This is a genomic window from Staphylococcus debuckii (assembly GCF_003718735.1).
Taxonomy (GTDB): domain Bacteria; phylum Bacillota; class Bacilli; order Staphylococcales; family Staphylococcaceae; genus Staphylococcus; species Staphylococcus debuckii.
On record NZ_CP033460.1, the window covers coordinates 2,457,938 to 2,484,194 of the forward strand.

Genomic DNA, 26,257 nt, shown 5'->3' on the forward strand with positions numbered 1-26,257 from the left:
CGTTTAACTTCCCTTTCATCAAACGTTTTGGTTCTTTTCTTATTTCAAATATTTATTGGCTTGAATCTCTAATTATCACTTGAGAAACCAGCCAATCTGATTTTATTTTAGTAGTTTCACCTTCGAAGAATTTTTGCAACTGTTTAAAAATAGAAGCACCGATTTCATTTGCAGCAACACCCACAGCAGTTAATTGAGGTTGAGTTGCTGTATTCCAACTGTTTTCTTCTAAAGTTACAATTGCAATATCTTCTGGTACCTTCAATCCTTTACGATGCAATGCATGTAAAACACCGTTTAACAAAGCATGATTTGCAGTAATAAGCGCAGTCGGCAATTTACCGCTATTGAATACTTGTTCGACAGCTTCACTGCCGTAGTTCTCAGTCGCATTCATACTTAAATCTGTATATTGATACGTAATTAAACGTTCATCCATGCTTAAATCATAATCTTCCAAAGCAGCTTTATACCCCATTCTGCTATCAGCAGCTGTGCTGGTTTCTGGATTGCCTAATAGTAGACCAATCACTTTATGCTGCTGTCTTAATAAGTGCTCTGCTGCCTTGTATGCTGAATCCTCATGATTCAATCCAATATAGGGTAAAGATTCATCCTCTATATGGTTATCAATAATCAGCATCGGAATATCACGCCATCTCTGTGCAATACGCATCTGTGCAGACACTGGAGAAACAATGATACCGTCTACTTGCTGGGAAACAAACCAATCAATTAATTCATCTTGACGCGCTGCATTTTCATTTGAAGCCATTGCAATAATGCGAATAGATTCGGATCCTTCTTGATGTTCAATTGCATCAATAATAGAAGCGTAATAAGCATCATGTCTTGGAATAATAAATGCAATCGTCTTGGTTTGCTCTCCTCTCAGAGATTGTATATAACGACTCGGTTCATAGCCGAGCATTTCTAATGCTTCTACTACTTTATCTCTGGCACTATCACTAGCTACATGCCGCTTATCTTCCAATATCTTGTTAACCGTTGCGATAGATAAACCTGAAATTCTAGCAATATCATGTAATGTAGGTTGTGATTTTTTCATTTTAAAAACTTCCTCACTTTATTTTACTGAAAATTAACTTTTAAGACTGCCCGCACTCTTAAATCTTTACTTTTTATTCATTATCTTGTTCTACACAAGACAATTCGAACTCTAACCAATTGACAATATCTGAAAGTAACATACCACGATAGGAGGTTACATTCAGCAACTCATGATTCAAGCCATCATAAATACGTAAAGATTTGTGTGTAGTATCTGCTTCTTTATAAAATTGAATGGCATCATCTGAACTGACTACTTTGTCGTCCCCACCATGCATAATCAGTACACGATCAGTAAACTGCTTATAATTAATATGAATTTCATGCAGACGTTGGCGGAAATTTTGAATCATCCGTTGTTTTTGTACACTTTCCATTCCCTTATCTTCTTCCTCATTAGAAGATTCATCTCCGGCATCATCTCTCAATAAAGGTTGTCCAGTCGGAGATAAACCTCCGCAAGATACAAAGCCTAATACTTCATCCGGATGCTTAATACCGAACATCGCTGCAATAGATCCTCCGACACCATGACCTAATATAAACACTTCACCCGGCAATTGCTTTTTCACATAATCTACTACGGCTTTTAAATCTTCCACTAAAATATCTATACGCTCATGTAATTCTTTAATTCCTGAAGTATTAGAATGGCTACGTTGGTCATACCGTATCACATTAAAATCATATTCATTAAAGAAAGCTGTTACTTCATCGTAATCATCCAACTCTTCAGTCAAGCCATGCACCACTATCAAATTCGCAATTGGACTTTCCCCTAAACTGATTTTGGCATATAAATTTGTAGAGTCGAATGATGAAATATAATTAATATCAGACACAAATAACAACCTCTCTCTCAATTTTGTCGTTTATACTTTATTTACCCCAACCTAATATAGAAAATACACACATTTGCTTATTAACTCCAAAGGTCATCGTAATTATTTTACATTACCTTCATTGGAGGATTAAAATAAGAAAGTCATCTACAAAAAAACTACTTTTGTTGTTTAATTAATAAAGTTTAACAAATGGATTGATATTAGGTACATTATTAGAATTCAAAAATAACATCAAGGATTTCACCTAATAATCGTGAAAGAAGGAATAATGTGAACACTAAATTTTCACAATGGAGTTGGCTGCCATATGTCAGTATTGTCTGCCTACTTCATATTATCGGCTTTGTATGCTTGTGGATTGCTGCGAAAGATGCACATATTCTTTTAGCCATGGGGTTACTTGCTTATACGCTGGGCCTGAGACATGCGTTTGATGCAGACCATATAGCGGCCATTGATAATACAGTGCGTAAATTGTTGCAGCAAAGAAAGGATCCCGCAGGCGTAGGTTTTTATTTTTCTATCGGACATTCTACTGTGGTCTTTATCATGGCAGTTTTACTTGGAATTTCCGTCCACTGGGCAAAAAGTCAATTGCCTCATTTCCAAGAAATCGGCGGCACAATTGGTACGATAGTCTCTGGAGTCTTCTTGTTATTAATCGGTATCTTAAATTTAATTATCTTAGTGTCACTCGTTAAATTATTTACAAAACTTAAAGAGCAGAAAGTCAGCCATCAAGAGCTAGATCAGTTGTTAGATTCAAGAGGATTCTTTACCCGCTTCATTGGTCCATATTTCAAATTGATCAACCAAAGTTGGCATGTTTTACCGCTTGGCTTTTTATTCGGCTTAGGATTTGACACTGCGAGCGAAATTGCTTTACTAGCATTGTCTTCAGGTGCTTCTCAGCATGCTATCTCCTTTATAGGCATTATTTCCTTGCCTATTCTATTTGCAGCAGGCATGAGTCTACTAGACACCTTAGATGGCATCTTAATGAAGTCTGCCTACAATTGGGCATTTCTAAATCCAGTCCGCAAGATTTACTATAATATCACAATCACTGCAGTATCAGTTATCGCTGCCCTTATAATCGGAATGATTGAATTGCTGCAAATTATGGGTGATAAGTTCCACTTCCAAGGTGCATTCTGGCAACTTGTTCAGTCTATGAAATTTGACTATATTGGCTATATTCTCGTAGCCGTCTTTATTTTAACTTGGTTCATATCAACTTTGATTTGGAAACTAAATCACTTTGATGAAAAAAGTTCCTCATAGAGCCCTAGCTGCTTAAAATACTAATTGCACTAGCAACATATAGACAATAGTACCTCCAGCAATAGAAATCAGCATATTACGCTTGATCAGATGCAAGCCGACCAGCACACCTATAGCAATCAATTCTGGAATTCCGTGACTGCCAGACATAATAGGAGTCTTGCGTAAAGCATAAACGACTAAGAAACCAAATACAGCTGCTGGCAAAACTGCACCTAAATATTGCACATATTTAGGTGTTTCTTTATTTTTAGAAAAAATCATGAAAGGCAGAAAACGTGTTAACATCGTGCCTAATACGACGACGCCGATTGTAATAATTTGCTGTGTCAATGTCATCTTAAGCCACACCCTTTCTAGCAAAATAACCTCGTAAAAGCGATAGTACAATTACGATTAAAATCATAGAAGGCAAGATAAATTGATTAGGACCGAATAGCACCAAACAGATGATAGGAATAACTAATCCAATTAATGAACTGACATGATTCTTTTCTTTCAACCAAGATTCTAAAAAGATAACGACAAAGAGTGCTACCATCACAAAATCTAATCCCTTAGTATCGAACTTAATCATGACACCGAACAAACTGCCTACAGTAGTTCCAAAAAACCAATACAATTGGTTCAATAATGTGACATAGAACATAAACAAACCACGGTCTACATTCTTCGGTATGTTCGCCATACTATTAATTACAAATGTTTCATCGCACATTCCAAATATCAAATAAGGTTTTTTAGCGCCTGTCCCTTTAAACTTATCCAACATAGAAATACCGTAAAACAGATGTCTGGAATTCAACATCAAAGTTAAGATGAAAGCACTGAAAGGATTAAACGGCGCAAGCAATAAACTACCCGCTACAAATTCCATAGAGCCCGCAAATATCAGTAAACTCATTAACATGGCATAAATAGGAGGAAATCCTAAAGAATGCATATAAATACCATAAGCCATACCTATAAAGGTGAATCCAGCAAAGATAGGAATCGTTTGAGGGAAAGCCGCTTTTAAAGCGGTAATATGTGAATGTTGCTTCTGTGTCATTTCTATCATGCCTCTTTTCAAATATGTAAAAAAAGAGCTGAGACATATACGCAAGAATGTCTCAACCTATATTATAGGAATAGTGAAATGAAGAGCGGTGGCTCAAAGCGTTCGCTCTAATAGCTGTATCTCTTCAAACCTGCTTCCTATTATCGAAATAAAATAATGCTTAAATGTTTCTAAAGATTTCTGGAACTGGTGTAATTTTCTGTTCTTGAATATTATAGAAACCGCCATATTGTTTTCCAGTAGCATGCACCTTATCACCAGAGGCGATTTCAAATTCAAACGTCCATTTTAAACGGCTCATCTTAGTAATCCAACATTTACCGACAGGACGATCATGAATAGTAATCGGTACTTTGTAATCTATTTCAGTGTGCATGAGAATCGGCGAAATATTCTGCTTCAACATATCTGAAGCATTCATATGTTTATTGACAAAAATCGTTCTCAAATCCTCAAACCAACGCACATACACAATATTGCTTACTATACCCATAGCATCAATATCATATCCGTTGACTTCAATTTCAGCTTCAGCTGCAAGTTTGCGCTCTTCCATTTCTCAACCCCTCCTTTTTTATCTCTACTTTGTCATTATAGCAAAATTTTAAAGAATGGTTGATAGGGGCTAATCTTAAAATTCATTTTGTATCTTTTTGAAATTCTCTTTTCAATAACGCATAGCGGGCAAAGTCTTCAAACTGACCACGTTCGAACAACTCATCTTTATCTGTCCCTACATATGTAAAGCCACAACGTTCAGCCACTCTGATGCTTGGCTGATTTTTTACATTAGCAATTATAGTTAACTTGTTTAACTTCAAAGTATTAAAAGCAAAGTCGCACAAGGTTTGAAGGCAACATGTAATGATACCTTTTCCTGTGTGTTTTTGAGCTAGCCAATAACCGATACTCGCTTTCTGATGGGTTTGGTCAATTTGATGCACATCAATCGTTCCGACTAATTCATTTTCTAAGAAAATAAAAAATAAGCGGCCTGTCCCTCTTGCATGTTGTGCTAACATCAATTTAATGAATTCAATTTCATCTTGTACTGTATTGGTATCATCGATAAAGGGTAAGTACTTAGATAAATACGCTCTATTTTCATCTATCACTTGAAATAATTGTTCTGCCATTATTAATTCTGGTTGGACTAATTTCAATTGATTATTAATAGGAATATAAGAAATTTGCATGCTTTCCCCTCATTTCTATGTGTTAATGATGAATAGGTTGATTATAGAATATTTGTCAGAATATTACAATATTAAATCGGACTTTAACTTAGAAGATTACATACTTTAATTGGAGGTTGCACAATGAAAATATTTGACTCACATTTTCACATTATTGATTATCGTTATCCTATTATTGAAAACCAAGGTTACTTGCCCCCTAATTATTTAATTAAAGATTACAAAAAAGATACTAAAAAGTTTGATATCGTAGGCGGCGCAGTAGTTTCTGGTTCTTTTCAAGGATTCGATCAACAATATTTAATTCACACACTCAATAAATTAGGAAACAGATTCTATGGAGTAACTCAACTACCTATTGATGTGTCAGATAAAGAAATCTTAAAGCTTAAATCACAGGGCGTTACTGCTGTGCGTTTCAATATTCAGCGAGGCGGTATAGAAAGTTTGAAAAATCTGCGGTATTTTTCTGAACGTATTTATGAATTGGCAGGTTGGCATACGGAACTCTATTTAAACGCTAAGACATTGTCGCAAATTGCAGATACTATAAAAGCTTTACCCCGTGTATCTATAGACCATCTAGGACTATCCAAGGAAGGTCTGCCGACATTATTAGATTTGGTTGACCATGGATTACATGTCAAAGCGACAGGTTTCAGTCGCGGTAACCTAGATGTAGTTGAAACCATGAAACAAATTTATGCAGTTAATTCTGAAGCGTTGATGTTCGGTACAGACTTGCCCTCAACGCGCGCACCCCAACCTTTTTCTCTGAATGACGTTAAAAAGATTCAAGATGCCTTTAATGAAGAAGCTTGCAGTAATATTTTTTATCATAACGCGCAAAATTGGTATCAAGAAAATATGTAAAAAAATAGAGCCGCTGATTATGATTGGGATAGTCATAACCAGCGACTCAGCTAGGGTATAGGATATTCTATTTAGATGAATGTTTCAAATTACAAGAAACGTTTAGCTGCTGTTGATAATGGTGGGATTTCATCTAAGTCTAATTTTTTATCTTCAGTGATTGATCTGTATGCCCATTTAGCATAGTTGATTGCTTCGTCAGGTACGATTTTACCTGGAAGTGGTGCAGCATTAGGATCAACGTGAACATCAACAATTGTTGGTCTATTTTCTTTGAATGCAGCTTCTACAACTGTGTCAATGTCAGATGGATCAGTTAATGTGTAACCAGCACCGCCACAAGCTTCAGCATATTTAGCCATATCCATTTCAGAGAAATCGATAGCATATTCTAATTCACCAGCTGCTTGTTGTTCATATTTAATGAAGGCTAATTCTTTGTTGTTCATAACAAAGATAACCATTGGCATATTATATTGAACTGCAGTTGCGAAGTCTTGCATTACCATTTGGAATGCACCGTCACCAGCAATACCGATAACTTGGCGGTTAGGGAATGCTACGTTTGATGCAATAGCACCTGGTAAAGCACAACCCATTGTACCTAACCAACTAGAAATGATGAATTCGTTACTTGGTTTCAAGCTAAGGTAACGCGTTGACCAAACTGTTGAAGTACCAACATCGATTGAGTAAACAGCATCATTGTCTGCTTCTCTGTTGATAACTTGCATTAAGTGTTCTGGACGAATTGGGAATGCATCATTATTAAGGTCTTTTTGCATCCATTCTTTCCAAGTTTTAAGATTGTCTAATGCTTCATTTAAGAATTTACGAGTTTTAACCGGTTTAACTAAATCAGTTAATTCAGTTAAAGCAATTTTAGCATCGCCGATAATACCAGCGTTAACATTGAAACGATGACCGATTGCTTTAGGATCAACGTCGATTTGTACTGCTTTGATATTTTTCTTAGGTAGGTAGTCAACGTAAGGATAGTTAGTACCAACCATGATTAATAAATCAGCGTTTTGTATTGCTTGATAAGAAGCTTTAGTACCGATTTTACCTAAGTTACCTAAGTTGTATGGGTGATCATCAGGAATGATTGTTTTTGCAGGTAACGTAATGATTGTCGGAATTTTAGCTTTGTTAATCAATGCTTCAACTTCTGGTCCAGCATGTTTTGCACCAGTACCCATTAATAATACAGGTTTTTTAGCTTTGTTAATTAATTTAGCAGCTTTTTTGATTTTAGATGGGTTTGGAGCTGGAATTGTAGGGCGTTTTTTGTTAACTGGTTTGTTAGTTGTATCTTTAACTTTGCGAGTTAACAAGTTGTTAGGCAAGATTAAAGTTGCCACACCTTTTTTCTCATAAGCTGTTTTAATTGCTTCATTAACGATGCCAAAGATATCGTCATCTTTTTCATTAATTTGTTTGTTATAAACAGATACATCTTCACATAGGCTTAGCAAGTTAGTTTCTTGGAAAGCTTTTGTACCAAGCAAGTTACTGTTTGATTGGCCAACAAGTACTAATTGAGGTACGCCGTCCATTTTAGCGTCGTACATACCATTTAATAAGTGAATTGCACCAGGTCCGCCAATTGCTAGTGATACCCCGATTTTACCAGTTAATTTTGTATAAGCTGCAGCTGCTAAGCTTCCAACTTCTTCATGACGTACATGATAGAATTTAATTTGTTCACTAACTGTACGTAAACTATCTACAACTGCATCGATAGAATCTCCTGGGATACCATATAAGTGATCAACATCCCATTGTAGTAATGCTTCTACAAGCGCTTGATTTGCTTTGATTTTTGCCATTTCAAAAATAGCCCCTTTCTATTTGTAAAAACTAACTGAATTCAAACTACCCTTTAGCGTTTGAAAAGTCGTTATGCTTTTGTGTCTATACAATGAATAACTCTTTCGCTACGTTAGTAGAAAAAGAGAATGAGGATGGGTAAAAGTACTGAACTAATTACCGCAGTTAATATCATTCCGATTGAACTGAAAGCTCCCGATTCCAGATCCATTTCAAGTGCTTTAGCCGTTCCGAATGCATGGGAGGCATTCCCATAAGCCATTCCTTTCGCGATGGACGATTTGAAGTGACCTATTTTCAGCAACAGAGAACCCAACATACTGCCGATTAAGCCGGTAGTAATGATAAAGAGTACAGTGATGGTATCTGCGCCGCCCATTTGGTGCGATACTTGAATACCGACTGCTGCTGTAATAGAACGCGGCAAGAGTGTTACAATATCTTCTTTCGAATAACCCAGTAATTTCAATGAAAAGAAGACTAACGTAAAGTTAAGTACCACTCCTGTAATAACACTTGCGAAAATGATATTAAAATTTTCGACGATTTTGTGTCGATTAATATATAGCGGATATGCTAAGCATACTACTGTACAGCTGAGAAGTTGGTTAATTACCTTACCACCAGACATGTACCCGCTATAATCTTGACGAAACAACACTAACACGATAATTATCCCTAGTGAAGCAATTAGGGCTGGATTAAGAAAAGGATTCTTGTATTTTTGTTGGATTTTCTTAGCGGCAAGGTACATGATAACGGTTAATGCAATCATTAAAATACCTTTAATCCAAATCATGATACATGATGTCCTTTAGTAACATGAGTTCTGTTCGCCATTTTTTCTGCAATAAGTCCAGAAGTAAACGCTACTGCAATAGTACCGAGTATAATAACAGCAAAGAAAACGATGAAGTTTAAATGAATATCACTTACAATATCCATGACTCCTACTACTGAAGGTATAAAGAAAAATACCATTGTAGTTAATAAGAAGTCTGCACCGTCTTTGACCCACTTGACAGGAATTATTTTAAATTGTAATAGTAGGAAAAAAAGTCCTAGGCCGACGATGCTTCCAGCTAATGGAATATGCAATAAGTGTTGGATGGTGTTGCCTAACATTGTAATGCCATAAATTACTATGACTTGTAATATTATTTTTAATGCTCTAGTTGTCATAAGCCAACACCTCTCCTTTAATTTAGTTGTATAGAGTGACTTATTTTTTAGTGATTCTGGTGTTTGAATCAGAGTGTAAATAAATCATTCTATGCTATTTCTTCTGACTTACAACCATTATTCTATGACAACTTTGTGTATAATAAAAATATCGATTTTGGATAGTAACTATTACTTTTTTCTATGTAAGCGATGTCATCTATTACTTTTCTTTCAAATGTGAAAATTTTAAAAACTTAACTGTGTCAGTATTGTGATGCTCAATCCATCTAGATGAAGCTTGGGATAAGCATATTTTCTGTTCAAAAAGAAAAACCAGGACATCATTATGTCCCAGCCTCCCTATTATTTATTCCGTTGTAGTTAATGCAGTTTTCATGTAGTCAATATATTCTCTTGTAGCATAATTGATATACTTTTCTTTTTTCCATATAACGCCAAGCTGCCAACGCATTGCGTCATCATTAATCTTCAGACTATGTATCGGCCCATTCAACATTTTCACAATATTTTCAGGCAAAATACTAACTCCTAAACCTTCCGTCAATAAATTCTCAATAAAGTTCCACTGCGAAATTTTAGAAATTGTTTTAGGGACAAATCCAGAACGTTTTGCTGTTTCAATTATTTTATCATTCAAGTAAAAATCCTCATTGAAAAGAATAAAATCTTCATTGGCTAGTTCTTTCATTTCCACCTTATCTTTACGGGCCAATGGATGCGTTTCGCTGACTACTAGCAATAAATCTTCATTATATAGAGGAATTGATTCAAAGATTGCGTTATCCACTGGCAGAGTAGTAATACCTATATCAATTTCATTACTGATAATTTGTTGTTCTAAGGCTTTACCGCCGTTTTCAACGAGATTATAAGTAATGTTAGGATACATCTGATGAAAATCACCTAACGTTTCTATAAACTTATTCATATTCATCACAGCAGACAAGCCAATACTGATATGTCCCGCTTCTAACCCTTTCAATTGATTCACTTCTTTAGGGAGGTTATCGAAAAGGTTCATAATTTCTAGTGATTTCTTATAAAAAATCTCACCGCTATCTGTAAGAGATAAATGACGTTTACTGCGATCAAATAAAGGACTTCCCAATTCATTTTCTAAATCCTTAATTGCTTTACTGATTGTTGGTTGAGCGACGTATAATTCCTTTGATGCATTTGTCATACCGCCTTGTTGAACAATGGCAATAAAGTAGCTCATTTGTTTAATATCCATTTGAATGTCCTCCTTTCTACATTTAATTTTATTCTCAATTTAAAGATAGCCAGTTTTGTTAAAATATTCAACTTTAAGCATGAATGAAGCGAGACATAAATAACATTGGTTGAAATGATTACGTCATGTCGCTTCTCCAAAATTAATTAGAAATAAGCACATTTCTATTCAGATAGCTACTGCCAGTTCAAAAAGTAAGAGCTGAGACAAAAACTTGTCCCAGCCCCCTCTGGCTTACTTAATAATATCAATCAATTCTTTTTTCGCTGCTGCACGTGCAGGAATCCAACCAAATACAACACCTATTAATGTTGAAACACCTACAGCTAATAGCACTGAGCCTAGACTGACTACACTCTTGATGTAGCTTGGTGTGACTGCATCAACGAGTGATGCGATAGCAATACCAAGTATTAAACCGATAATACCACCTATTAAACACAAGACCACACTCTCGACTAAAAACTGTATCTCAATATCTCGTGCTTTAGCTCCAAATGCACGCCGTATCGCAATTTCTTCAGAACGTTCTGCAACCGAAATATACATCACGTTCATTACTCCGATACCAGCAATAAAGAGTGAAATACCTGCTACTGCTGCTACAAAGTATGTGATACCGTCAAATATTTTAGTAATACCTTTCATCATTTGTTCGGTATCAGAATACTGATAAGTCCCTGCTGATTGCCCAGAACCTTTTTCACTTAATTTTTTAGCTACTTTATTAGCTACTTCTTTTTTGTTGCTGCCTTCATCTAATTTAATTTCAAGTTGAGCCATATTTTGAGTAAGATTCGGCAAATAATGATCGAATGTTTTCGTAGGCATATAAACAGTATTTTCCTCTGTACCTTCATTAGCAATGCCTATTACTTTAAACCCTTCTTCTCCAATGAAAAGTGTCTTACCGATTGCTTCATTATGAAATACTTTTTTAGCAATTTGATTGTCGACAGTTATTACTTTTTCTTCAAGCTCATTATCATCTGAAGAAAATCCATGTCCTTTATCTACGCTATCATAGGAATTCTTTTTATATACATTGAGGTCTCCATGATGTTGGCTATTAGTCATTTTGGCTTGGAAAGACTGATTCTTGTCTTCCTTTTTATGCGCACTTGCAACACCATCAACACGTTCAGCTGTCTGTATATCATTAGGAGAAAAAGGATCTGTTTTCTCATTAGAGTCTCCTGTCGGTATAAAGTTAATAATCGCTGCATCTTTAGAAGCACCTGAATCAGAGAATTGCTCTGAAGCTGTCTTCTTAAAACCATTACCTAATGACATTATGGTAATAACTGCTGCTATCCCTATGATAATACCAATCATAGTGAAGATATTACGGCGTTTATTCTTCATAATTGAACGAAGTGATACGGATAATATATTTGCTAATCGATTCATCGTATCACCTCTTCTTTTTGAATACGACCATCCAATATATGAATGATACGGTCTGCTTGTTCTGCCACTTCGCGGTCGTGCGTTACCATAATCATAGTAGTATGTTTTTCTTTATTCAATTTAGTAAACAACTCCATGATGTCTTCTGAAGTTTTGGAGTCTAAAGCCCCTGTAGGTTCATCGGCAATGATGAAATCTGGTCGATTCACTATAGAGCGTGCAATCGCTACACGTTGCTGTTGGCCCCCAGACAATTTATTCGGAACTAAGTTTTCTTTATCATATAGCCCCACGTCATGCAATGTGCTTAATACTCTCTTTTTTCTTTCTTGACTTCCTATACCTGCATAAACTAAAGGAATGCTGACATTTTCTAAAATGGTATTATTTTGTATTAATTTAAAGTTCTGGAAGACAAAACCTACCACGTGGTTTCTGATTTCAGCTAACTTATTATCCGAACTGCGTTTATAATTTTTTCCATTGAATAAATAATCACCACTATATCCGCGGTCAATAAAGCCGATAATATTAATCAATGTACTTTTACCTGAACCAGATGGCCCCATTATGGCAATAAATTCTCCTTTATTAATTTCAAGGTTGATATCCTTTAAAATATGGTTGGTTTTATCACCGTTTTTAAAAGAGCGATTTATGTTTTTTAATTTAATCATTTCGCCACCTCTATCTTATCTCCACTTTTTAAAGAAGATTTAGGGTGCTTAACAAGTTTGTCTCCTTCCTTCAAGCCTGATTTCACATATTTTTGTCCATCTCTTTCTTCTATTTTAATTTGACGTTTTTCCACTTTATTATGTTTATCAATTACGTAAACATAATTACCTTTGGTTAAAACGCTTGATGGTAATTTAATAGCATGAGAAGGAACTGAAACATCTAATGAGAAACCTGCTCTGACTGGTTTTGAAAGGTTGCTGATAACTACATTATATTTTGAAGCGTCACTTGAGCCGCCCTTTTCATCAACGTCGTTTACAACAGGATTTGAAGCTTGGCTTGCAGCGCCTCCTTCTTGACCTTCGCCTGCATCGTCTCCTCCGCTGGACATGCCAGCTGATCCACCGCTGTCACCTTGCAAATTGTCTTCATAACTTGTAGGCAATTCTGAAACTTGCTTGATTTGGCCAGTTCCTTTTTCGCCAGTGCTGTTGACTTTGAAATCAACTTCTTTACCTTTTTTAATTTTGTTAAGGTCATATTCAGACACTGTAGTTTTTATCTGAGGCTCATTGGAAACCAGTTGTAAAATTGTTTGGCCATCATTTGGTTGATCGCTTTGCACGATTTGGATTGTTCCTGGGAAACTTGCATAGATGCTGTCATTCACTTGATTATCAAAATCGTTTAATGCTTTATACGCCTTATTTAATTGTGTAAATGTATTATCATCATTCGGTGCTTTATTTCTTGCTTGCTGTGCTTGGTTCACCTTATTTACAAGGTCTTCTCTTGAATTTCCGCTCGTATCATAACTGATAAGCGGTTGTCCTTTTTCTACCTTTTGCCCGTCTGAAACTAATGTATATAAATAGTTACCAACAGAACTATTATTTAAATAAGATTTTACTGAATAAGGGGAAGCTTTCCCTTGCATAGTTAAGGGACTTTCATATTTAGTTTTATAAACTTCATATGTATTTTTGTTATCAGAATCTCCTGAGGTCTTTTTTACAACCAGAGCAATAATAAATAATACTAATATCGCTGCAATAATCGAGATAATCCAAATTGTTTTCCTTTTCAAGTCGCTCGCTCCTATCTTATATTTTGTGACTAATAAAGCGTATCATAATTTTAATAAAAAAATATACATTTACAGAGATTATAACAAAACTGTAAGCCTTGTTGGCAAAATTTCATGAATTCTTATTATTTCATCCTAAGTCTTATTAATAATTTAGAAAATTAATCTTTTTATTAAATTATGGTTATCACTTCAAAAAGAGTATGGTAAGATATGATTTAATTACAAATTTCGGAGGAATTCATCATGGATCAATCTAATTTAATTCTCGGCTCTACATTTAGTAAATTCAGAGAGCAACCTAAATGGGTGCTGAATCTTATCATTTGGCTGATTGTTGTTTCAGCTTCAATTTGGTTAACAGTTAGTTTTTCAGATTTTGCTGGACAACTTACAAATAATAATCCAGGTGCTGATATGAAAAAGGCCGATGCCATTATGGGACCTGTTTCAGCTATTACGAGTATTTTAGGTTCACTCTTCACGCTACTCTTTTCTTGGCTTATCGTCTTAGCAATCGCACGAATCTTTAAATCACAAGTTAGAAAACGCAGTATTTTCGCTGGTACACTTTTTGCTTTGTTAGTAAGTTCATGCATTGCTTTAGTAGTTACTTTAATTCAAGTCATCGTGGGATTAGATCTAGTTCAATACAGTATCACTAGTCTTAATATCTTCGACAAAGGCAACAAAGTGTTGGGTGCCTTTAATTTACAAACACTCATTTCAGGTTATCTATTCACTTTATTGCTTTATAAAACTTGTCGACTTTCAGGGAAAGTCTCAATTATTTTCGGTGTAGTATTTGTTGTTTTATCAATCGGTTCTGCTTTGATAGGTGCGATTGGACAATAATAAAATATATGTACATATAAGCGAGAGGTACAAGGACATTATTTTGTCCTTGTCCTTTTTACTTTCAATTGATTTAACTATCTTTTAATATAACTAATAATTATGAATATAGGAGATTTCAAATGACTGAAAAATTATTATCTATCAAAACCAAAGATGATTTCATTTTAAAAACTCATGTAATTCCAGCTGCCGAGAAACCGAAAGGCGTTATTGTTTATTACCATGGGGGTGGGTTGATTTCCGGTTCTCCAACTGATTTAAATGAAAATATTGTTAAGATACTTACACAATCTTTTCACTTAGTACTGGCACCTTACCGTCTCGCTCCAGAATCTGATTTTGAAACTATTATTTCAGATGCAATCGCCGTATTTGATGAAATTGATAAATTATATTCTGACTTACCCCTATTTACTTTCGGTCGTTCTTCAGGCGGTTATCTAGCTATTCAAATAGCCAATCATAGAAAAGTAGACGGTATCTTAGATTTCTATGGCTATAGTCAAATAGATTTAACTGAATTTCGTCATGAACATGAAATTTTCAAACGCAAAACTTCAAAGCTGACTGAACCTATGATCCAACTTATGTTGCAATCTTCTCCTATTACTTCCGGTCCGACTCAAATTCGTTACCCGCTCTATCTGTATACGAGAGGTAATGCTTTATGGTATGAATATGTCGGAATAGAAGACGCTTCTGCAAGTCGCTTTAATCTTTCAGATGCAGCACTCAAAAAGCTTCCACCTATTTTTATCGCACACGCTGTAAACGATATCGATGTACCTTACAGTGAAGCTTTAAGATTGCATCATTCAGTTTTAAACAGTTCTCTTGTAAGTATTCCAACAGATGAACATGATTTCGATAGAGTAATGACTCCAGAAGTAGCAGAAGTTTATCAAAAGGCCGTTGATTTTTTAATAGGACTGCTCACTTAGATAAACAGAGATTATACTAAACTACTCTTTAAAATTGTCTGAATTATGATGTTCATAGGCTAATAGTTGTTTCTTAATTTCGAGCCCACCGCCATATCCAGTTAAACTGTTATTTTGACCAACTACACGATGACATGGAATGATAATAGAAATCGGATTGCTACCGACAGCCCCGCCTACTGCTTGTGCCGCCATTTTCTTTTTGCCGCGCATTTCAGCAAGCTTTTTGGCAATTTCTCCATATGTCACTGTCTTGCCATATGGAATCTTAGTAAGTTCGTTCCAGACTTGTTCTCTGAACTCTGTTCCCACAGCTTTATAAGGAAAGTTGATTTCTGGATTCTTTCCTTCAAAGTATGCATCCAACCATGTACTTACTTTCTTGAATATCTCCTGCTCATCTTGATTTATCTTTTCTAAATGTGGGTTATCTTTATTCAATTGTCCTTCATAATAAACTCCAGTTAAGTTTTCACCATCTGATTCTAATGTCAAGATACCAACTGGTGATTGATAATCAGTAATATACATTTTAAGTCACCCTTCTTTTTTCGCCTTCATTAATATAAACGCTCTTTCTGCTCTTTTTTCTTCTTTTTCAAAAAAATTCTCAACAATAGTATGTATGAAAAAGAGACACACCTCAAATTAGATGCGCCCCTTAATACTATTAATTCAATTATTGTTCATCGTCTTCTTCTTTACGACGTCTCCAGAATAAGAAGATGGAGCCGAGTACTGCGAACTCTATTCCAGTTATCGTTTTACCTCCTTCATTTTTACCTTCTAAAATAAAAAACGACTTTCAACAATGAAAAGTCGTCTCAATAATATTTTATTTAAAATAACCAGAACTTATTCTTTTTGGGAATACTCGGAATATCTTTGATAATGTCTTGATTATCAATTAATTTTTCAGCATTTTCAATGCATTGTTTCATTTCATTTTCAACAATATTTAACTTCTTATTATCAATAAGAGAATTCATTATAAACGGTCTCTCTGCAGTATTATGTGCATCTGAAGATATAAAATGTGTTAAGTTATTTTTCAATAATTGAAGAGAGAACTTTTGTATTTTCTTCCCAAGATTACCAGCCAATGATGTAGATGTAATTTGACTTAATGCCCCACCGCTAATTAAATCAAAAAGTATTTCAACATTTTGTATAATTGCTTTATTGCGTTCAGGATGAGCAATAACCGGAATATAACCTTTACCTTGAATCTCAAAAAATAATTGTTTTGTATAATACGGAACTTCATTCGAAGGAAACTCGATGAGTAAGTATTTGGAATCATTCAATCCCTTAATCGTTTCTTGTTCAATTCCAATAATAATCTGATCTGTTATCCTTATTTCTTGACCTGGATAAATAGAAATTCCTAGTTCTTTTATTTCTTCTTGTAGATTAAGTTCTTCAACTCTTTTTTTTACTTCATTAAAATCGTTTGAATATTTAGTATGCAAATGATGAGGCGTAGCTATAACTCCTGTTATGCCTTCTTTTTTAGCTTGTTTCAACAAAGAAATCGTTTCTACATTAATATCAGGTCCATCGTCCACACCAGCAATAATATGATTATGGATATCAATCACTTATCTTCACTTCCGTAATAAGCATAATAGCTTGATGATTTATCTTTTGGCATTCTATTCAAGACGACACCTAATATTTTTGAATTCACTCTATCTAAAAGAGACTTCGCTTTGATGATTTCTGTTCTATTATTCTTTTCAGCATCAATTACTAGTATTGAATGCTTGATATACTTAGAATATATTTGAGCATCAGTTACTGTATTAATTGGCGGTGTATCTAAAACAATAAAGTTATATTGTTCTTTTAATACTTCAATAATCTCATTAAAATTCGAAGATCCGATTAACTCTGAGGGATTGGGTGGAATAGGTCCAGATGTCAATAAATCTAAGTTTTCAATTTCTGTTTCTTTTATTGCTTCCTCTAGCTCTACATTTTTAATAATAGCTGATGATAAACCATGGTTATTATTTTTGTTGAAAATGTAATGCAAAGTAGGTTTCCGCATATCTCCATCTATTATAAGTGTACGATAACCTGCTTGTGCATATGTAATCGCTAAATTTGAAGCGATAGTAGATTTTCCTGCTGCCGGTTTTTCAGCTGTTACTACTATTCCTTTTATAGCTGTATCAGCTGAAGAAAATAATAAGTTAGATCTTATACCACGGAATTTTTCACTAATCACAGATTTAGGATGATTTAAAGTGATGAGTTGATGTTTTAGTGTTGTTTTTTGTTTCATTATTTTACCCCTTTAAAATCTATTTATTGCGCCTAATACTGGTAAATCCAGAATTTTTTCAACGTCTTCTTCATCTTTGATTCTTTTATCAAATAATTCTCTTGCCGCAGCAATAAAAATTGCTATCACTAAACCAATTAGTGCACCAAGCAATGTGTTAGTCATTGGCTTTGGATAAATTTTTACACCATTTCCTGCTTTTGATAAAACTGAGACGTTATCTACTTTCATAATATTATCTATTTCTTTTTTAAAAGTATTTGCTACTTTATTAGCAATGATTTTTGAATCTTTTTCATTATGTGTAATTACTTTTATTTTTAAAATTTGTGATTGTGCCGCACTTTCTATAGTAGTCATACTTGAAAGCTGACTACCTGAATATTTGTTTTTTAAATCTTTTGATACTTCATCCATAATTCTAGGACTTCTAATAATTTCTGAATATGTATTTACAAGTTGTAAATCGGATTGAAGTTGTTGAGCTAACATCTGATCATCTTTTTCTTTTTGATTAACTATAATTTGAGTTGAAGATTCATATTTTGGTTTAATCAAAAAATGTGTACCAGCAAAAACTAATATTCCAAATATTAAAGGTAAAGTGATGAGCAACCATAAATTCTTTTTAATTGTATTTAATATTTGTCTATAATCAAGCATTGTTTCCATTTCTTACTATCTCCCTTACTTAACAACAATTTATTTAAATTATTCAAAACCAATATTGCGGTAATACTCAAATTCTCAACAAAACTAAATTCCCAAACAATTTATATTTGATTATAGATAATTTCTTCAAATAAGTTAACACATATAACCAATTATTAATAATAACTTTACATTGGATTTACATTTACTGTAGTTACTTATCCAATTTCATCTTGCGTTATTCCTTTATAAAATGTAAACTTTTTATTGTTAATAGTTAACATATTATTAAGTAAAGGGGATTTGAACCATGGAGATTGCACATAAAATAATTAACGGCGGTGCATTAACCAAGCAAGAGGCTTACGATTTATATACAGATACATCAATTGATACATTTACTTTGTTAGATGAAGCATATGCTGTACGTAAACATTATTATGGAAAGAAAGTTAAATTAAATATGATTTTGAATGCTAAAAGCGGGATTTGTCCAGAGGATTGTGGGTACTGTGGCCAATCTCGAGATATGAAGCGTAAAGATCGTTATGCTTTAATTCCAGAAAACGATATTATCGCAGGAGCGGATGCAGCTGCAGATAACCAAATTGGTACATATTGTATTGTGATGAGCGGGCGCGGACCAAGCGATAAAGAAGTTGATCATATTACTGAGTCTGTGCGTGCGATTAAAGAAAATCACCCTCAATTGAAAGTGTGTGCTTGTCTAGGTTTAGCAAATGAAGATCAAGCGCATCGTTTAAAAGAAGCTGGCGTAGACCGTTATAACCATAACTTAAATACAAGCGAGAACTATCATGACACTGTTGTATCCACACACACATATGAAGACCGCGTAAAAACTGTAGAAATTATGAAAGAAAATAACATTTCTCCTTGTTCAGGTGTAATTTGCGGCATGGGAGAAACTGCTCAAGATAGAATTGATATGGCCTTTGCTTTAAAAGAATTAGATGCAGATAGTATTCCAATTAATTTCTTGCATCCCATCCAAGGAACTAAATTCGGCAATATGGATGAATTAACACCTATGAAATGTTTGCGCATTATTGCTATCTTCCGCTTAGTCAATCCAACTAAAGAAATACGTATTGCCGGCGGACGAGAAGTCAACTTGCAATCATTGCAGCCTTTTGCATTGCTTGCTGCGAATTCAATCTTTGTGGGTGACTACCTGATTACGGGCGGCCAGCCGAACACTATGGATTATCGTATGATTCAAGATTTAGGCTTTGAAATTGATTGCAGCAATCTTCCTGAAGATACAGCTGAAAAAATCACTGCAACTTTGGAAGCTTAAAAGAGAAAAGCTGAGACATTATTATGTCCCAGCCTTTTTCTTATGCTACCCTCTTCGCTACAAAGATGGTTCTCTTTTCCCATTCATTAGTTTGAGGATTATAATCATCACATGTAATCAGCGTAAGTTGTTCTTTTTGACCTTTATGCTCATCTAATACACTGACTTCATCGGGACTTACATCTTTGATTGAAGTCATTTTATATTTGCGGGTTTCATCACCGACTTTAAAGGTTACTTCTGCACCTTTCTTCACTTTGTGCAGATTGGTAAATTGATAATCTCCACTCGTATTAGTGTGCCCTGCAATAGAAATGTTCTGTTGGTCCAAAGTTTCATCACCTTCTGCTAGACTTACACCACGATTCAACTGTTCTGGTGTAGCGGCCCCTGGATAAACCGGTTCTTTAATATTAACACTCGGAATATCTATGTAGCCTACTAATTGCGATTTATCCTTTGGCACTTTTGGTGCTGCTTTATGTTTGGCTTTATTGTCTGCTTGTTGCTTATCATATTGTTCGATTTTTTCGTCGTTTTGTTTACCTGTAATAAAATGATCAATTTGCGGTTTAAATAGGAAAAAGACCCCCACTAAAATGAGCAGTACTCCTATAATAGAGAATAAACGAGAACGCCATTTACCCATACTTTGCCTCCTAATAAAATTCTTGATGTCAGTTGTTAAATTATATCACGCTTTCTACCTTACATATAGCCTTTATCACATTCTGGTAATCTGCATAAAAATATTATACAATTAAATATAAGACTTACTTTTTCCGAGGAGAAAGATGATGTGGAAATTAATTAAAGGATTATTTATTGCATTGGCACTAGTAGGGATTTATAAATTGTGGCAAGATGATCGATTGCTCACTTTTATTCCGCAAATGTATCATCAATTTGTTGATGGACAATTTGCAGATCAAGTCAATCAATGGACGAATGAATATCCATTTTTGCAGAAACTTGAAAGCTTTACAGAACATCTGCCATCTTTATATGATTTACGACATATTGAAATTTCAGATTTCACTCAACATAATGAAGCAAAGCAGTGATTCAGACATGTCCGCACAGACATTCATGAAGCGACTGCTTTGCTTTTTATTTGGCATGTTTTAATTTTAATGATTCTTTATAAGCAGCTTCTGCAGTTTGAAAATGTTTGCTGCGTGGCAGTACGTGGTTTTCTACTGCATTTTCATAAGCGGCTAACTTTGCGCCTTCTTTCTTCTTAGGATCTTTAAAGACAGCTTTCAATTGCGCCTCTGTCGTAATGCCTTTCATCTTTTGCTTTTGAGCAGCAATCGCATTGGAGTCATGATGCATTTCCGCTTTAATCATATTATAGCCAGAACCCATAATAAGCATAACGAGCAATAATCCAATGATTAAATTCTTCATGTTGAAAAACACCTCGGTTTCATTTATTCACTTGTATTATACGCTCATCTCCTTGTCATCATAGTCTTTAGAGGCACTGTTCACGAAACGTTGCGATTTCCAAAGCTTTCTTTCACGAAGTGTAAAAATAGTACTTTACATATACTTTATGTACCGAGTATAATAAATATATCTTAAAAACAGAAAGAGAAAGAAGGATTTTTAAAATGTCTCAAGTACTTTATATTACTGCACACCCACTCAATGAAATGGTTTCTAATTCGATGGCCGTGGGTAAGGCGTTTATCGAAAGTTATGAAGAAGCGCATCCGGATGATGAAGTGGTGCATATTGATTTATTTAAAGATGAGGTTCCGGAAATTGACGCGGATGTGTTCTCTGGATGGGGCAAGTTGCAGTCTGGCGAATCTTTGTCTGAGGTTGAGCAACATAAGGTCAGCCGCTTAGCTGAATTGGTTGATCAGTTTGTGGCTGCGGATAAGTATGTGATTGTGACGCCAATGTGGAATTTATCGTTTCCTCCTGCTGTGAAGCGTTATTTTGATGCGGTTTCAATCGCTGGCAAATCGTTTAAATATACTTCTGAGGGTCCTCAAGGTTTATTGACTGATAAAACTGCGTTGCATATCCAATCTCGTGGCGGCTTCTATAGTGAAGGTCCTGCAGCGGATATGGAAATGGGCGATCGTTATATTCGTACGATTTTCACTTTCATGGGTGTGCCGAAGTATCGTTTAATCGCTGTAGAAGGTCATAATAAGGTTCCTGAAAAAGCTGAAGAGATTAAATTGAATGCGATTCAACAAGCGGAATCTTTTGCGATAGAATTTTAATAGGTGAATAAGTGGAGGCGGGAAGGAAAATTATTTCGTTGTTCCGCTGCGCCAAGGGCTAGGATGATTTAAATCCTAGTTCTTTTTTTGTGGATGAATATTTGTGGGGTCGTGGTTAGGGGATAGTGCTGGTAGATGGCGGGTTGATGAGTGGTGGGGAGTGGGGTGAAGGTCGTGAGGGCCTAACTGTCGAGGCTCACGACATCCGCTTATACAGTTTCGGGCCGAACTGTCGAGGCTCGCAACCTCCGCTTATACAGTTTCAGACCTAACTGTCGAGGCTCGCGACCGCCGCCTATACAGTTTGGGGCCTATGTGTCTAGGCTCGCGACCGCCGCCTATACAGTCCTCCCATCCTTCTCCGCCTTCCCCGACTCAGCCGCCTCAACCTACTCGCCCCACCCATCTATAACAAGCAAAACGCCCACAACGCTGACAATATGTACTCTCCCCTAAAATATTCAACTTCAGGAGTACATTATCACAGCGCTCTGGACGTTTTTTTATTGCTCATGTTCAAATTGTTCGAAATAATTTTCATCTAAATGGTTCAAATCTAAATGTTCGATTTGCAAGGTAGTATGGTGTAAACCGTACTTCGTTTTTAGCAATTGCTCTAGTTGATTGATGATTTGGTAAGCGTCTTGACTGCTTGTGCTATCTAAAACGACATGTGCAGAAAGCGAGTATTGGTCAGAAGTGACGCTCCACAGGTGGAACTCATGCACATCTATGACGCGGTCTGCTTTTTTCATATCGGCAATGATTTGATCGACATCGAGTCCAGCTGGAACAGAGGCCATCAATATCATCCAAGCATTCTTCAAGATTTTATAGCCGCCATTCAATAAAATCGCTGAAATCACAATACTCAAAATCGGGTCGATAATTTGAATGCCGGTTAATTTAATCAAGACAACTGCGACAATGACGCCCACTGAATTCAACAAATCACCGAAGAAGTGCCATAAAGCACTTTGAATATTAATGTTGTCTTCGGATTTCAATGAATTGTACAACAGCCATGTCAGTACAATGTTGACAATCAAGCCAATGACTGCCACTACCAGCATAATTCCGTCTTCAATCGGTTTAGGATAAATGATGCGCATTACCGCTTCATACAATATCCATAGTGAAATGACGACGAGTGCTAAGCCGTTTAAAAATGCTGCGATGACTTCTAACCGCAAGTATCCATATGTGAAGCGATTTGTTGGTGCTTTGCTCGCAAAATAAATAGCGAGCATTGATAAACTTAGTGCTAAAACGTCACTCAACATATGGAATGAGTCTGACAGTAATGCTAACGAATTAGAAACTAAACCGCCGACAAATTCTACGATGGTAAAAATCAAGGTGATGATTAATGAGGCCCATAGTGTCCGCTTCGAACTTTGCTGAACTTTACGATGTTCAACATGATGAAAATAATAGTTTCGAGAATAATTTCTAACCATCATTTTCCCTCCCTTTTATATATTCATTATGTAATACAACGTTTGTGCTCTCCCCCACGGCGAACACAAACGCTTCCAAACTCTAGTTAATCGTGATTCACGCCCCACAACGCTGTTTCACATGTTTTAATAATACGTTTTAAGACTGCAATACGTGCTGATTTCTTATGGTCAGCCGGTACGATATACCAAGGTGCGTGTGAAGAATCTGTTTTTTGAATCATATCTGCACTCGCTTCAAGGTATAAATCCCATTTATCGCGATTGCGCCAATCTTCATCAGTAATCTTCCATTGCTTATCTGGATTAACTTCTCTGGCTTTAAAGCGTTCTAGTTGGATATCTTTATCCAAGCTCAAGAAGAATTTCAAAATAATGGCACCTTCATCGGTCCACATTTTTTCAAAATCATTAATTTCATGATAGGCGCGCTGCCATTCATCAACCGTCGCAAACCCTTCCACACGTTCTACAAGGACACGGCCATACCAGCTGCGGTCGAACATTTCAATGTGGCCAGTACGCGGCATATCTCTAGCAAAGCGCCACAAATATTGGTGCGCTAATTCCACGTCTGTCGGAGCACTGATCGCGTTAACTTCATAACCGGTCGGATCCAATTTCTCACGAATACGTTTGATATTGCCGCCTTTACCTGCAGCGTCCATTCCTTCAAAGACCAAGATAAGTGGAATCTTGCGTTCATATAAGGCAAATTGGATTTCCAGCATACGTTGCTGTAATTTTTCAATTTGTGCATTATATTCATCTTTTTTCACTTTCGTTAAACGATTCTCAAATAAATCTGTCTTATAGTCTTTAGTGAATAAACCATCTCTTTCGACTACACGTTCACGATACGTTTTAATCGCTTTCTTCAAACGCTTGATAATGTGTTCATACATATTGATAGTAGCTTGTTCACGCTCAGTATAATCAATTACCTTCCAGTCTTTCTGTTTTGGGTCATTTAAGATTTTATGCATTTCTTCTAAATAAATATCATCCGGAATAACATTTTCATATTCTTGTGCTTTCCAGCGTGTGAGCGGATTTTCTTTAGTTTGACGGATATGATCCTGACGCTTCTTCTCATCAATTTCAATATAGAATTTGATAATTTCATAATGATCATTTTCCAACATTTCTTCAAATCCATCAATCTGGTCACGCAATACATGATAATCCTTATACTGCAAATGCTTGATACCATTGACTTTGTAATCAATATAATGCGCATACCAGCTGCGGAAGTAAATATTGATTTCCCCTTTTCCTGGCAGCGTATTCCAATATTTCTGCAAGAATTGATAGCGCAGATTTTCAGGTGTCGGCGATGCTGTAGCGATAAAGCTAGAATACTTAGCATCTAATGTTAGTAAGAGTTCATTTGATAAGCGCGTTTTACCCGCTGCAGGCACTCCTTCGAATACGATCATCACCGGAATTCCTAATTTATGTGTTTCTCTCGTTAACCTTGATGCTTCTAACTCTAATTCTTTAATCTTAGTTGACATATTCTCACCCCATTTTTTAACTTATCTCTAAATTAACATTTTTTTATGAAAAAATGCGTGAATGAGTAAAATTCCACTTTAGATATATTCCGATATGTAAAAAAACTTCCGCCGAAACGGAAGTTCAACGTTCATTTCATATTCATTTACTGCTGTTTGGCCTCAGCTAAAATTTTATCCATCGATTGTTCTACACTGCCTTCATACATAGAACCGAATTTCACTAAATGCACGAGCAGTAAATAGAGTTTATAGAATTCAATACGGCGCTCTGCTCCATCCGGTAACGGATAAGCTTTATCATACGCTTCATAGAATTCTTCAGAGAAACCGCCGAAGACACGTGTCGCACCTAAATCAAATTCACGGTCGCCATATAACGGCATCGGATCAAACAACGCCGGTTCGCCATTTTTCAAGAACATATAGTTGCCGCTCCATAAATCACCGTGCAACAACGACGCTTTACTCTTATGATTATCCAGCGCATCTACAATCACTTCTCGGACATTATCAAACTTGTTGAGCTGATCCACGTCCCATAAGTCTTTCTCCACAATCTTTTCACGCAAGTGATCCAAACGGCGATGCACGAAAATCTCTTTCCAAGAATCCGTCCAACTATTGTCAAACGCGACATCCGGACCATTATCAGGATAATCAAATCCGAATTTCTTATCTGGATTATGGAAATCATGCAACTTCGCAACCAACTTGCCTAACGCTTCTTGGCTGCCCGTTGTGCCCTCATCCAGCCACGTCAGAATCATATAAGCATCGCCCGCAATTTCACCTTTCGCGACCACTCGAGGCGCCGTCACCTCTGCATACTCGAAATCATTCAGACCTTCCGCTTCAGCAGAATAGAAATCATACGAACTATTCGGCTGCACTAACAAGAAATATTTCTCATCCTCCGTATCAATACGATACGCATCATTCACATCTCCGCCTGACACCGGCACGATATCCTTAATCCCTGAAATTGGTAGATTTTGTTGCCATAATTTATCCATGTCTGTATCCCCCGTTCATCATATTCTTCACTCTATACATATACCACTTTCACGCTCTCTCTAACTTCCTGGCGGAAAAGAAACCTTTGAAGAGGCACACTCTCCCAGAAAAATTCTTCTCTCTAAGGTTTTCCTTTTCAAATAGCAAATCATTCGAAATATTTAAGCAATAGTTTAGAAGTTCTATGCTATACTTATGGC

29 protein-coding genes are annotated in these 26,257 nt (G+C 35.8%); 7 read left to right on the forward strand and 22 right to left on the reverse strand.

Annotated elements, in window-relative coordinates; genetic code table 11:
- Positions 1-52 precede the first annotated feature (52 nt).
- Complete coding sequence (locus tag CNQ82_RS11885; protein WP_123145437.1) at positions 53-1,069, reverse strand: LacI family DNA-binding transcriptional regulator; 1,017 nt, start codon at positions 1,067-1,069, stop codon at positions 53-55.
- A gap of 73 nt (positions 1,070-1,142) precedes the next feature.
- Positions 1,143-1,913, reverse strand: coding sequence for an alpha/beta fold hydrolase (locus CNQ82_RS11890; protein ID WP_123145438.1), 771 nt, complete (start codon positions 1,911-1,913; stop codon positions 1,143-1,145).
- Positions 1,914-2,186: 273 nt separating this feature from the next.
- Here CNQ82_RS11890 and CNQ82_RS11895 point away from each other — a divergent pair, with 273 nt between their 5' ends.
- Positions 2,187-3,200: a HoxN/HupN/NixA family nickel/cobalt transporter gene (locus CNQ82_RS11895; RefSeq protein WP_123145439.1), complete on the forward strand. Its 1,014-nt coding sequence runs from the start codon at positions 2,187-2,189 to the stop codon at positions 3,198-3,200.
- A 12-nt stretch (positions 3,201-3,212) separates the two neighbouring features.
- Here CNQ82_RS11895 and CNQ82_RS11900 read toward each other — a convergent pair whose 3' ends face one another.
- From CNQ82_RS11900 to CNQ82_RS11915, 4 genes are all read right to left on the reverse strand, one after another.
- Entirely contained in the window at positions 3,213-3,539 is a 327-nt protein-coding gene (locus CNQ82_RS11900; RefSeq protein WP_095103517.1) for a branched-chain amino acid transporter permease, read from the reverse strand.
- 1 nt (position 3,540) lies between these two features.
- Complete coding sequence (locus CNQ82_RS11905; protein ID WP_123145440.1) at positions 3,541-4,251, reverse strand: AzlC family ABC transporter permease; 711 nt, start codon at positions 4,249-4,251, stop codon at positions 3,541-3,543.
- A 169-nt stretch (positions 4,252-4,420) separates the two neighbouring features.
- Positions 4,421-4,816, reverse strand: coding sequence for an acyl-CoA thioesterase (locus CNQ82_RS11910; RefSeq protein WP_123145441.1), 396 nt, complete (start codon positions 4,814-4,816; stop codon positions 4,421-4,423).
- A gap of 82 nt (positions 4,817-4,898) precedes the next feature.
- The gene (locus tag CNQ82_RS11915) at positions 4,899-5,456 is read right to left on the reverse strand and encodes a GNAT family N-acetyltransferase (protein ID WP_123145442.1); all 558 of its coding nucleotides are present in this window, start codon (positions 5,454-5,456) and stop codon (positions 4,899-4,901) included.
- Positions 5,457-5,579: 123 nt separating this feature from the next.
- Between CNQ82_RS11915 and CNQ82_RS11920 the strand changes: the two genes are divergently transcribed.
- Positions 5,580-6,329 (forward strand): amidohydrolase family protein, encoded by a 750-nt coding sequence (locus CNQ82_RS11920; RefSeq protein WP_123145443.1) that lies wholly within the window; start codon positions 5,580-5,582, stop codon positions 6,327-6,329.
- Between the two features lie 89 nt (positions 6,330-6,418).
- Here the strand turns inward: CNQ82_RS11920 and CNQ82_RS11925 are convergent, their stop codons facing one another.
- From CNQ82_RS11925 to CNQ82_RS11955, 7 genes are all read right to left on the reverse strand, one after another.
- Entirely contained in the window at positions 6,419-8,161 is a 1,743-nt protein-coding gene (locus CNQ82_RS11925) for a pyruvate oxidase (protein ID WP_123145444.1), read from the reverse strand.
- Positions 8,162-8,274: 113 nt separating this feature from the next.
- Positions 8,275-8,961, reverse strand: a complete 687-nt coding sequence (locus CNQ82_RS11930) for an LrgB family protein (protein WP_123145445.1) — start codon at positions 8,959-8,961, stop codon at positions 8,275-8,277.
- On the reverse strand, positions 8,958-9,344 hold the full coding sequence (locus CNQ82_RS11935; protein WP_123145446.1) for a CidA/LrgA family protein: 387 nt from the start codon (positions 9,342-9,344) through the stop codon (positions 8,958-8,960). The genes CNQ82_RS11930 and CNQ82_RS11935 overlap by 4 nt, the downstream gene beginning before the upstream one ends.
- Positions 9,345-9,693: 349 nt before the next feature.
- Positions 9,694-10,581, reverse strand: coding sequence for a cidABC operon transcriptional activator CidR (gene cidR, locus CNQ82_RS11940; protein WP_123145447.1), 888 nt, complete (start codon positions 10,579-10,581; stop codon positions 9,694-9,696).
- Between the two features lie 234 nt (positions 10,582-10,815).
- Positions 10,816-11,991: an ABC transporter permease gene (locus tag CNQ82_RS11945; RefSeq protein ID WP_123145448.1), complete on the reverse strand. Its 1,176-nt coding sequence runs from the start codon at positions 11,989-11,991 to the stop codon at positions 10,816-10,818.
- Complete coding sequence (locus CNQ82_RS11950) at positions 11,988-12,668, reverse strand: ABC transporter ATP-binding protein (RefSeq protein WP_123145449.1); 681 nt, start codon at positions 12,666-12,668, stop codon at positions 11,988-11,990. Before CNQ82_RS11950 ends, CNQ82_RS11945 begins: the two co-directional genes overlap by 4 nt.
- Positions 12,665-13,759, reverse strand: a complete 1,095-nt coding sequence (locus CNQ82_RS11955) for an efflux RND transporter periplasmic adaptor subunit (protein WP_123145450.1) — start codon at positions 13,757-13,759, stop codon at positions 12,665-12,667. Before CNQ82_RS11955 ends, CNQ82_RS11950 begins: the two co-directional genes overlap by 4 nt.
- Before the next feature lie 246 nt (positions 13,760-14,005).
- Here CNQ82_RS11955 and CNQ82_RS11960 point away from each other — a divergent pair, with 246 nt between their 5' ends.
- Positions 14,006-14,614, forward strand: coding sequence for a YIP1 family protein (locus tag CNQ82_RS11960; protein WP_123145451.1), 609 nt, complete (start codon positions 14,006-14,008; stop codon positions 14,612-14,614).
- Positions 14,615-14,736: 122 nt separating this feature from the next.
- On the forward strand, positions 14,737-15,558 hold the full coding sequence (locus CNQ82_RS11965) for an alpha/beta hydrolase (RefSeq protein ID WP_123145452.1): 822 nt from the start codon (positions 14,737-14,739) through the stop codon (positions 15,556-15,558).
- A 21-nt stretch (positions 15,559-15,579) separates the two neighbouring features.
- On the opposite strand, the gene CNQ82_RS11970 is transcribed toward CNQ82_RS11965, so the two are convergent.
- From CNQ82_RS11970 to CNQ82_RS11985, 4 genes are all read right to left on the reverse strand, one after another.
- On the reverse strand, positions 15,580-16,089 hold the full coding sequence (locus tag CNQ82_RS11970) for a methylated-DNA--[protein]-cysteine S-methyltransferase (RefSeq protein ID WP_123145453.1): 510 nt from the start codon (positions 16,087-16,089) through the stop codon (positions 15,580-15,582).
- Between the two features lie 308 nt (positions 16,090-16,397).
- A complete protein-coding gene (locus CNQ82_RS11975) occupies positions 16,398-17,159 on the reverse strand; it encodes a tyrosine-protein phosphatase (RefSeq protein WP_123145454.1) in 762 nt (253 codons plus the stop codon).
- A complete protein-coding gene (locus tag CNQ82_RS11980) occupies positions 17,156-17,848 on the reverse strand; it encodes a polysaccharide biosynthesis tyrosine autokinase (protein ID WP_123145455.1) in 693 nt (230 codons plus the stop codon). Before CNQ82_RS11980 ends, CNQ82_RS11975 begins: the two co-directional genes overlap by 4 nt.
- A 12-nt stretch (positions 17,849-17,860) precedes the next feature.
- Positions 17,861-18,520: a Wzz/FepE/Etk N-terminal domain-containing protein gene (locus tag CNQ82_RS11985; protein ID WP_123145456.1), complete on the reverse strand. Its 660-nt coding sequence runs from the start codon at positions 18,518-18,520 to the stop codon at positions 17,861-17,863.
- Between the two features lie 289 nt (positions 18,521-18,809).
- Here CNQ82_RS11985 and bioB point away from each other — a divergent pair, with 289 nt between their 5' ends.
- Entirely contained in the window at positions 18,810-19,820 is a 1,011-nt protein-coding gene (gene bioB / locus CNQ82_RS11990; protein WP_123145457.1) for a biotin synthase BioB, read from the forward strand.
- A gap of 40 nt (positions 19,821-19,860) precedes the next feature.
- Here the strand turns inward: bioB and srtA are convergent, their stop codons facing one another.
- Complete coding sequence (gene srtA / locus CNQ82_RS11995; protein ID WP_123145458.1) at positions 19,861-20,469, reverse strand: class A sortase SrtA; 609 nt, start codon at positions 20,467-20,469, stop codon at positions 19,861-19,863.
- A 148-nt stretch (positions 20,470-20,617) separates the two neighbouring features.
- Here srtA and CNQ82_RS12000 point away from each other — a divergent pair, with 148 nt between their 5' ends.
- Positions 20,618-20,884, forward strand: coding sequence for a hypothetical protein (locus CNQ82_RS12000; RefSeq protein ID WP_123145459.1), 267 nt, complete (start codon positions 20,618-20,620; stop codon positions 20,882-20,884).
- A 46-nt stretch (positions 20,885-20,930) separates the two neighbouring features.
- Here CNQ82_RS12000 and CNQ82_RS12005 read toward each other — a convergent pair whose 3' ends face one another.
- The gene (locus CNQ82_RS12005; protein WP_123145460.1) at positions 20,931-21,230 is read right to left on the reverse strand and encodes a hypothetical protein; all 300 of its coding nucleotides are present in this window, start codon (positions 21,228-21,230) and stop codon (positions 20,931-20,933) included.
- Between the two features lie 206 nt (positions 21,231-21,436).
- Between CNQ82_RS12005 and CNQ82_RS12010 the strand changes: the two genes are divergently transcribed.
- Positions 21,437-22,063, forward strand: coding sequence for an FMN-dependent NADH-azoreductase (locus CNQ82_RS12010; protein WP_123145461.1), 627 nt, complete (start codon positions 21,437-21,439; stop codon positions 22,061-22,063).
- A gap of 503 nt (positions 22,064-22,566) precedes the next feature.
- Here CNQ82_RS12010 and CNQ82_RS12015 read toward each other — a convergent pair.
- The 3 genes from CNQ82_RS12015 to CNQ82_RS12025 all read right to left on the reverse strand — a co-directional run bounded on the left by CNQ82_RS12015 (position 22,567) and on the right by CNQ82_RS12025 (position 26,056).
- Positions 22,567-23,523 (reverse strand): cation diffusion facilitator family transporter, encoded by a 957-nt coding sequence (locus CNQ82_RS12015; protein WP_123145462.1) that lies wholly within the window; start codon positions 23,521-23,523, stop codon positions 22,567-22,569.
- A gap of 86 nt (positions 23,524-23,609) precedes the next feature.
- Positions 23,610-25,040, reverse strand: coding sequence for a phosphate--AMP phosphotransferase (locus CNQ82_RS12020; protein ID WP_123145463.1), 1,431 nt, complete (start codon positions 25,038-25,040; stop codon positions 23,610-23,612).
- A 146-nt stretch (positions 25,041-25,186) separates the two neighbouring features.
- Entirely contained in the window at positions 25,187-26,056 is an 870-nt protein-coding gene (locus CNQ82_RS12025; RefSeq protein ID WP_123145464.1) for a fructosamine kinase family protein, read from the reverse strand.
- Positions 26,057-26,257 lie beyond the last annotated feature (201 nt).

Bases quoted from the DNA above. Each gene is read 5' to 3' on its own strand.
- CNQ82_RS12015 (WP_123145462.1), bottom strand. From the start codon at position 23,523: ATGGTTAGAAATTATTCTCGAAACTATTATTTTCATCATGTTGAACAT.
- CNQ82_RS11915 (WP_123145442.1), bottom strand. From the start codon at position 5,456: ATGCAAATTTCTTATATTCCTATTAATAATCAATTGAAATTAGTCCAA.
- CNQ82_RS11945 (WP_123145448.1), bottom strand. From the start codon at position 11,991: ATGAATCGATTAGCAAATATATTATCCGTATCACTTCGTTCAATTATG.
- cidR (WP_123145447.1), bottom strand. From the start codon at position 10,581: ATGGATATTAAACAAATGAGCTACTTTATTGCCATTGTTCAACAAGGC.
- CNQ82_RS11935 (WP_123145446.1), bottom strand. From the start codon at position 9,344: ATGACAACTAGAGCATTAAAAATAATATTACAAGTCATAGTAATTTAT.
- CNQ82_RS12025 (WP_123145464.1), bottom strand. From the start codon at position 26,056: ATGGATAAATTATGGCAACAAAATCTACCAATTTCAGGGATTAAGGAT.
- CNQ82_RS12020 (WP_123145463.1), bottom strand. From the start codon at position 25,040: ATGTCAACTAAGATTAAAGAATTAGAGTTAGAAGCATCAAGGTTAACG.
- CNQ82_RS11900 (WP_095103517.1), bottom strand. From the start codon at position 3,539: ATGACATTGACACAGCAAATTATTACAATCGGCGTCGTCGTATTAGGC.
- CNQ82_RS11965 (WP_123145452.1), top strand. From the start codon at position 14,737: ATGACTGAAAAATTATTATCTATCAAAACCAAAGATGATTTCATTTTA.
- CNQ82_RS11950 (WP_123145449.1), bottom strand. From the start codon at position 12,668: ATGATTAAATTAAAAAACATAAATCGCTCTTTTAAAAACGGTGATAAA.
- CNQ82_RS12005 (WP_123145460.1), bottom strand. From the start codon at position 21,230: ATGAAGAATTTAATCATTGGATTATTGCTCGTTATGCTTATTATGGGT.
- CNQ82_RS12010 (WP_123145461.1), top strand. From the start codon at position 21,437: ATGTCTCAAGTACTTTATATTACTGCACACCCACTCAATGAAATGGTT.
- bioB (WP_123145457.1), top strand. From the start codon at position 18,810: ATGGAGATTGCACATAAAATAATTAACGGCGGTGCATTAACCAAGCAA.
- CNQ82_RS11905 (WP_123145440.1), bottom strand. From the start codon at position 4,251: ATGACACAGAAGCAACATTCACATATTACCGCTTTAAAAGCGGCTTTC.
- CNQ82_RS11910 (WP_123145441.1), bottom strand. From the start codon at position 4,816: ATGGAAGAGCGCAAACTTGCAGCTGAAGCTGAAATTGAAGTCAACGGA.
- CNQ82_RS11985 (WP_123145456.1), bottom strand. From the start codon at position 18,520: ATGGAAACAATGCTTGATTATAGACAAATATTAAATACAATTAAAAAG.
- CNQ82_RS12000 (WP_123145459.1), top strand. From the start codon at position 20,618: ATGTGGAAATTAATTAAAGGATTATTTATTGCATTGGCACTAGTAGGG.
- srtA (WP_123145458.1), bottom strand. From the start codon at position 20,469: ATGGGTAAATGGCGTTCTCGTTTATTCTCTATTATAGGAGTACTGCTC.
- CNQ82_RS11885 (WP_123145437.1), bottom strand. From the start codon at position 1,069: ATGAAAAAATCACAACCTACATTACATGATATTGCTAGAATTTCAGGT.
- CNQ82_RS11960 (WP_123145451.1), top strand. From the start codon at position 14,006: ATGGATCAATCTAATTTAATTCTCGGCTCTACATTTAGTAAATTCAGA.
- CNQ82_RS11930 (WP_123145445.1), bottom strand. From the start codon at position 8,961: ATGATTTGGATTAAAGGTATTTTAATGATTGCATTAACCGTTATCATG.
- CNQ82_RS11920 (WP_123145443.1), top strand. From the start codon at position 5,580: ATGAAAATATTTGACTCACATTTTCACATTATTGATTATCGTTATCCT.
- CNQ82_RS11970 (WP_123145453.1), bottom strand. From the start codon at position 16,089: ATGTATATTACTGATTATCAATCACCAGTTGGTATCTTGACATTAGAA.
- CNQ82_RS11925 (WP_123145444.1), bottom strand. From the start codon at position 8,161: ATGGCAAAAATCAAAGCAAATCAAGCGCTTGTAGAAGCATTACTACAA.
- CNQ82_RS11980 (WP_123145455.1), bottom strand. From the start codon at position 17,848: ATGAAACAAAAAACAACACTAAAACATCAACTCATCACTTTAAATCAT.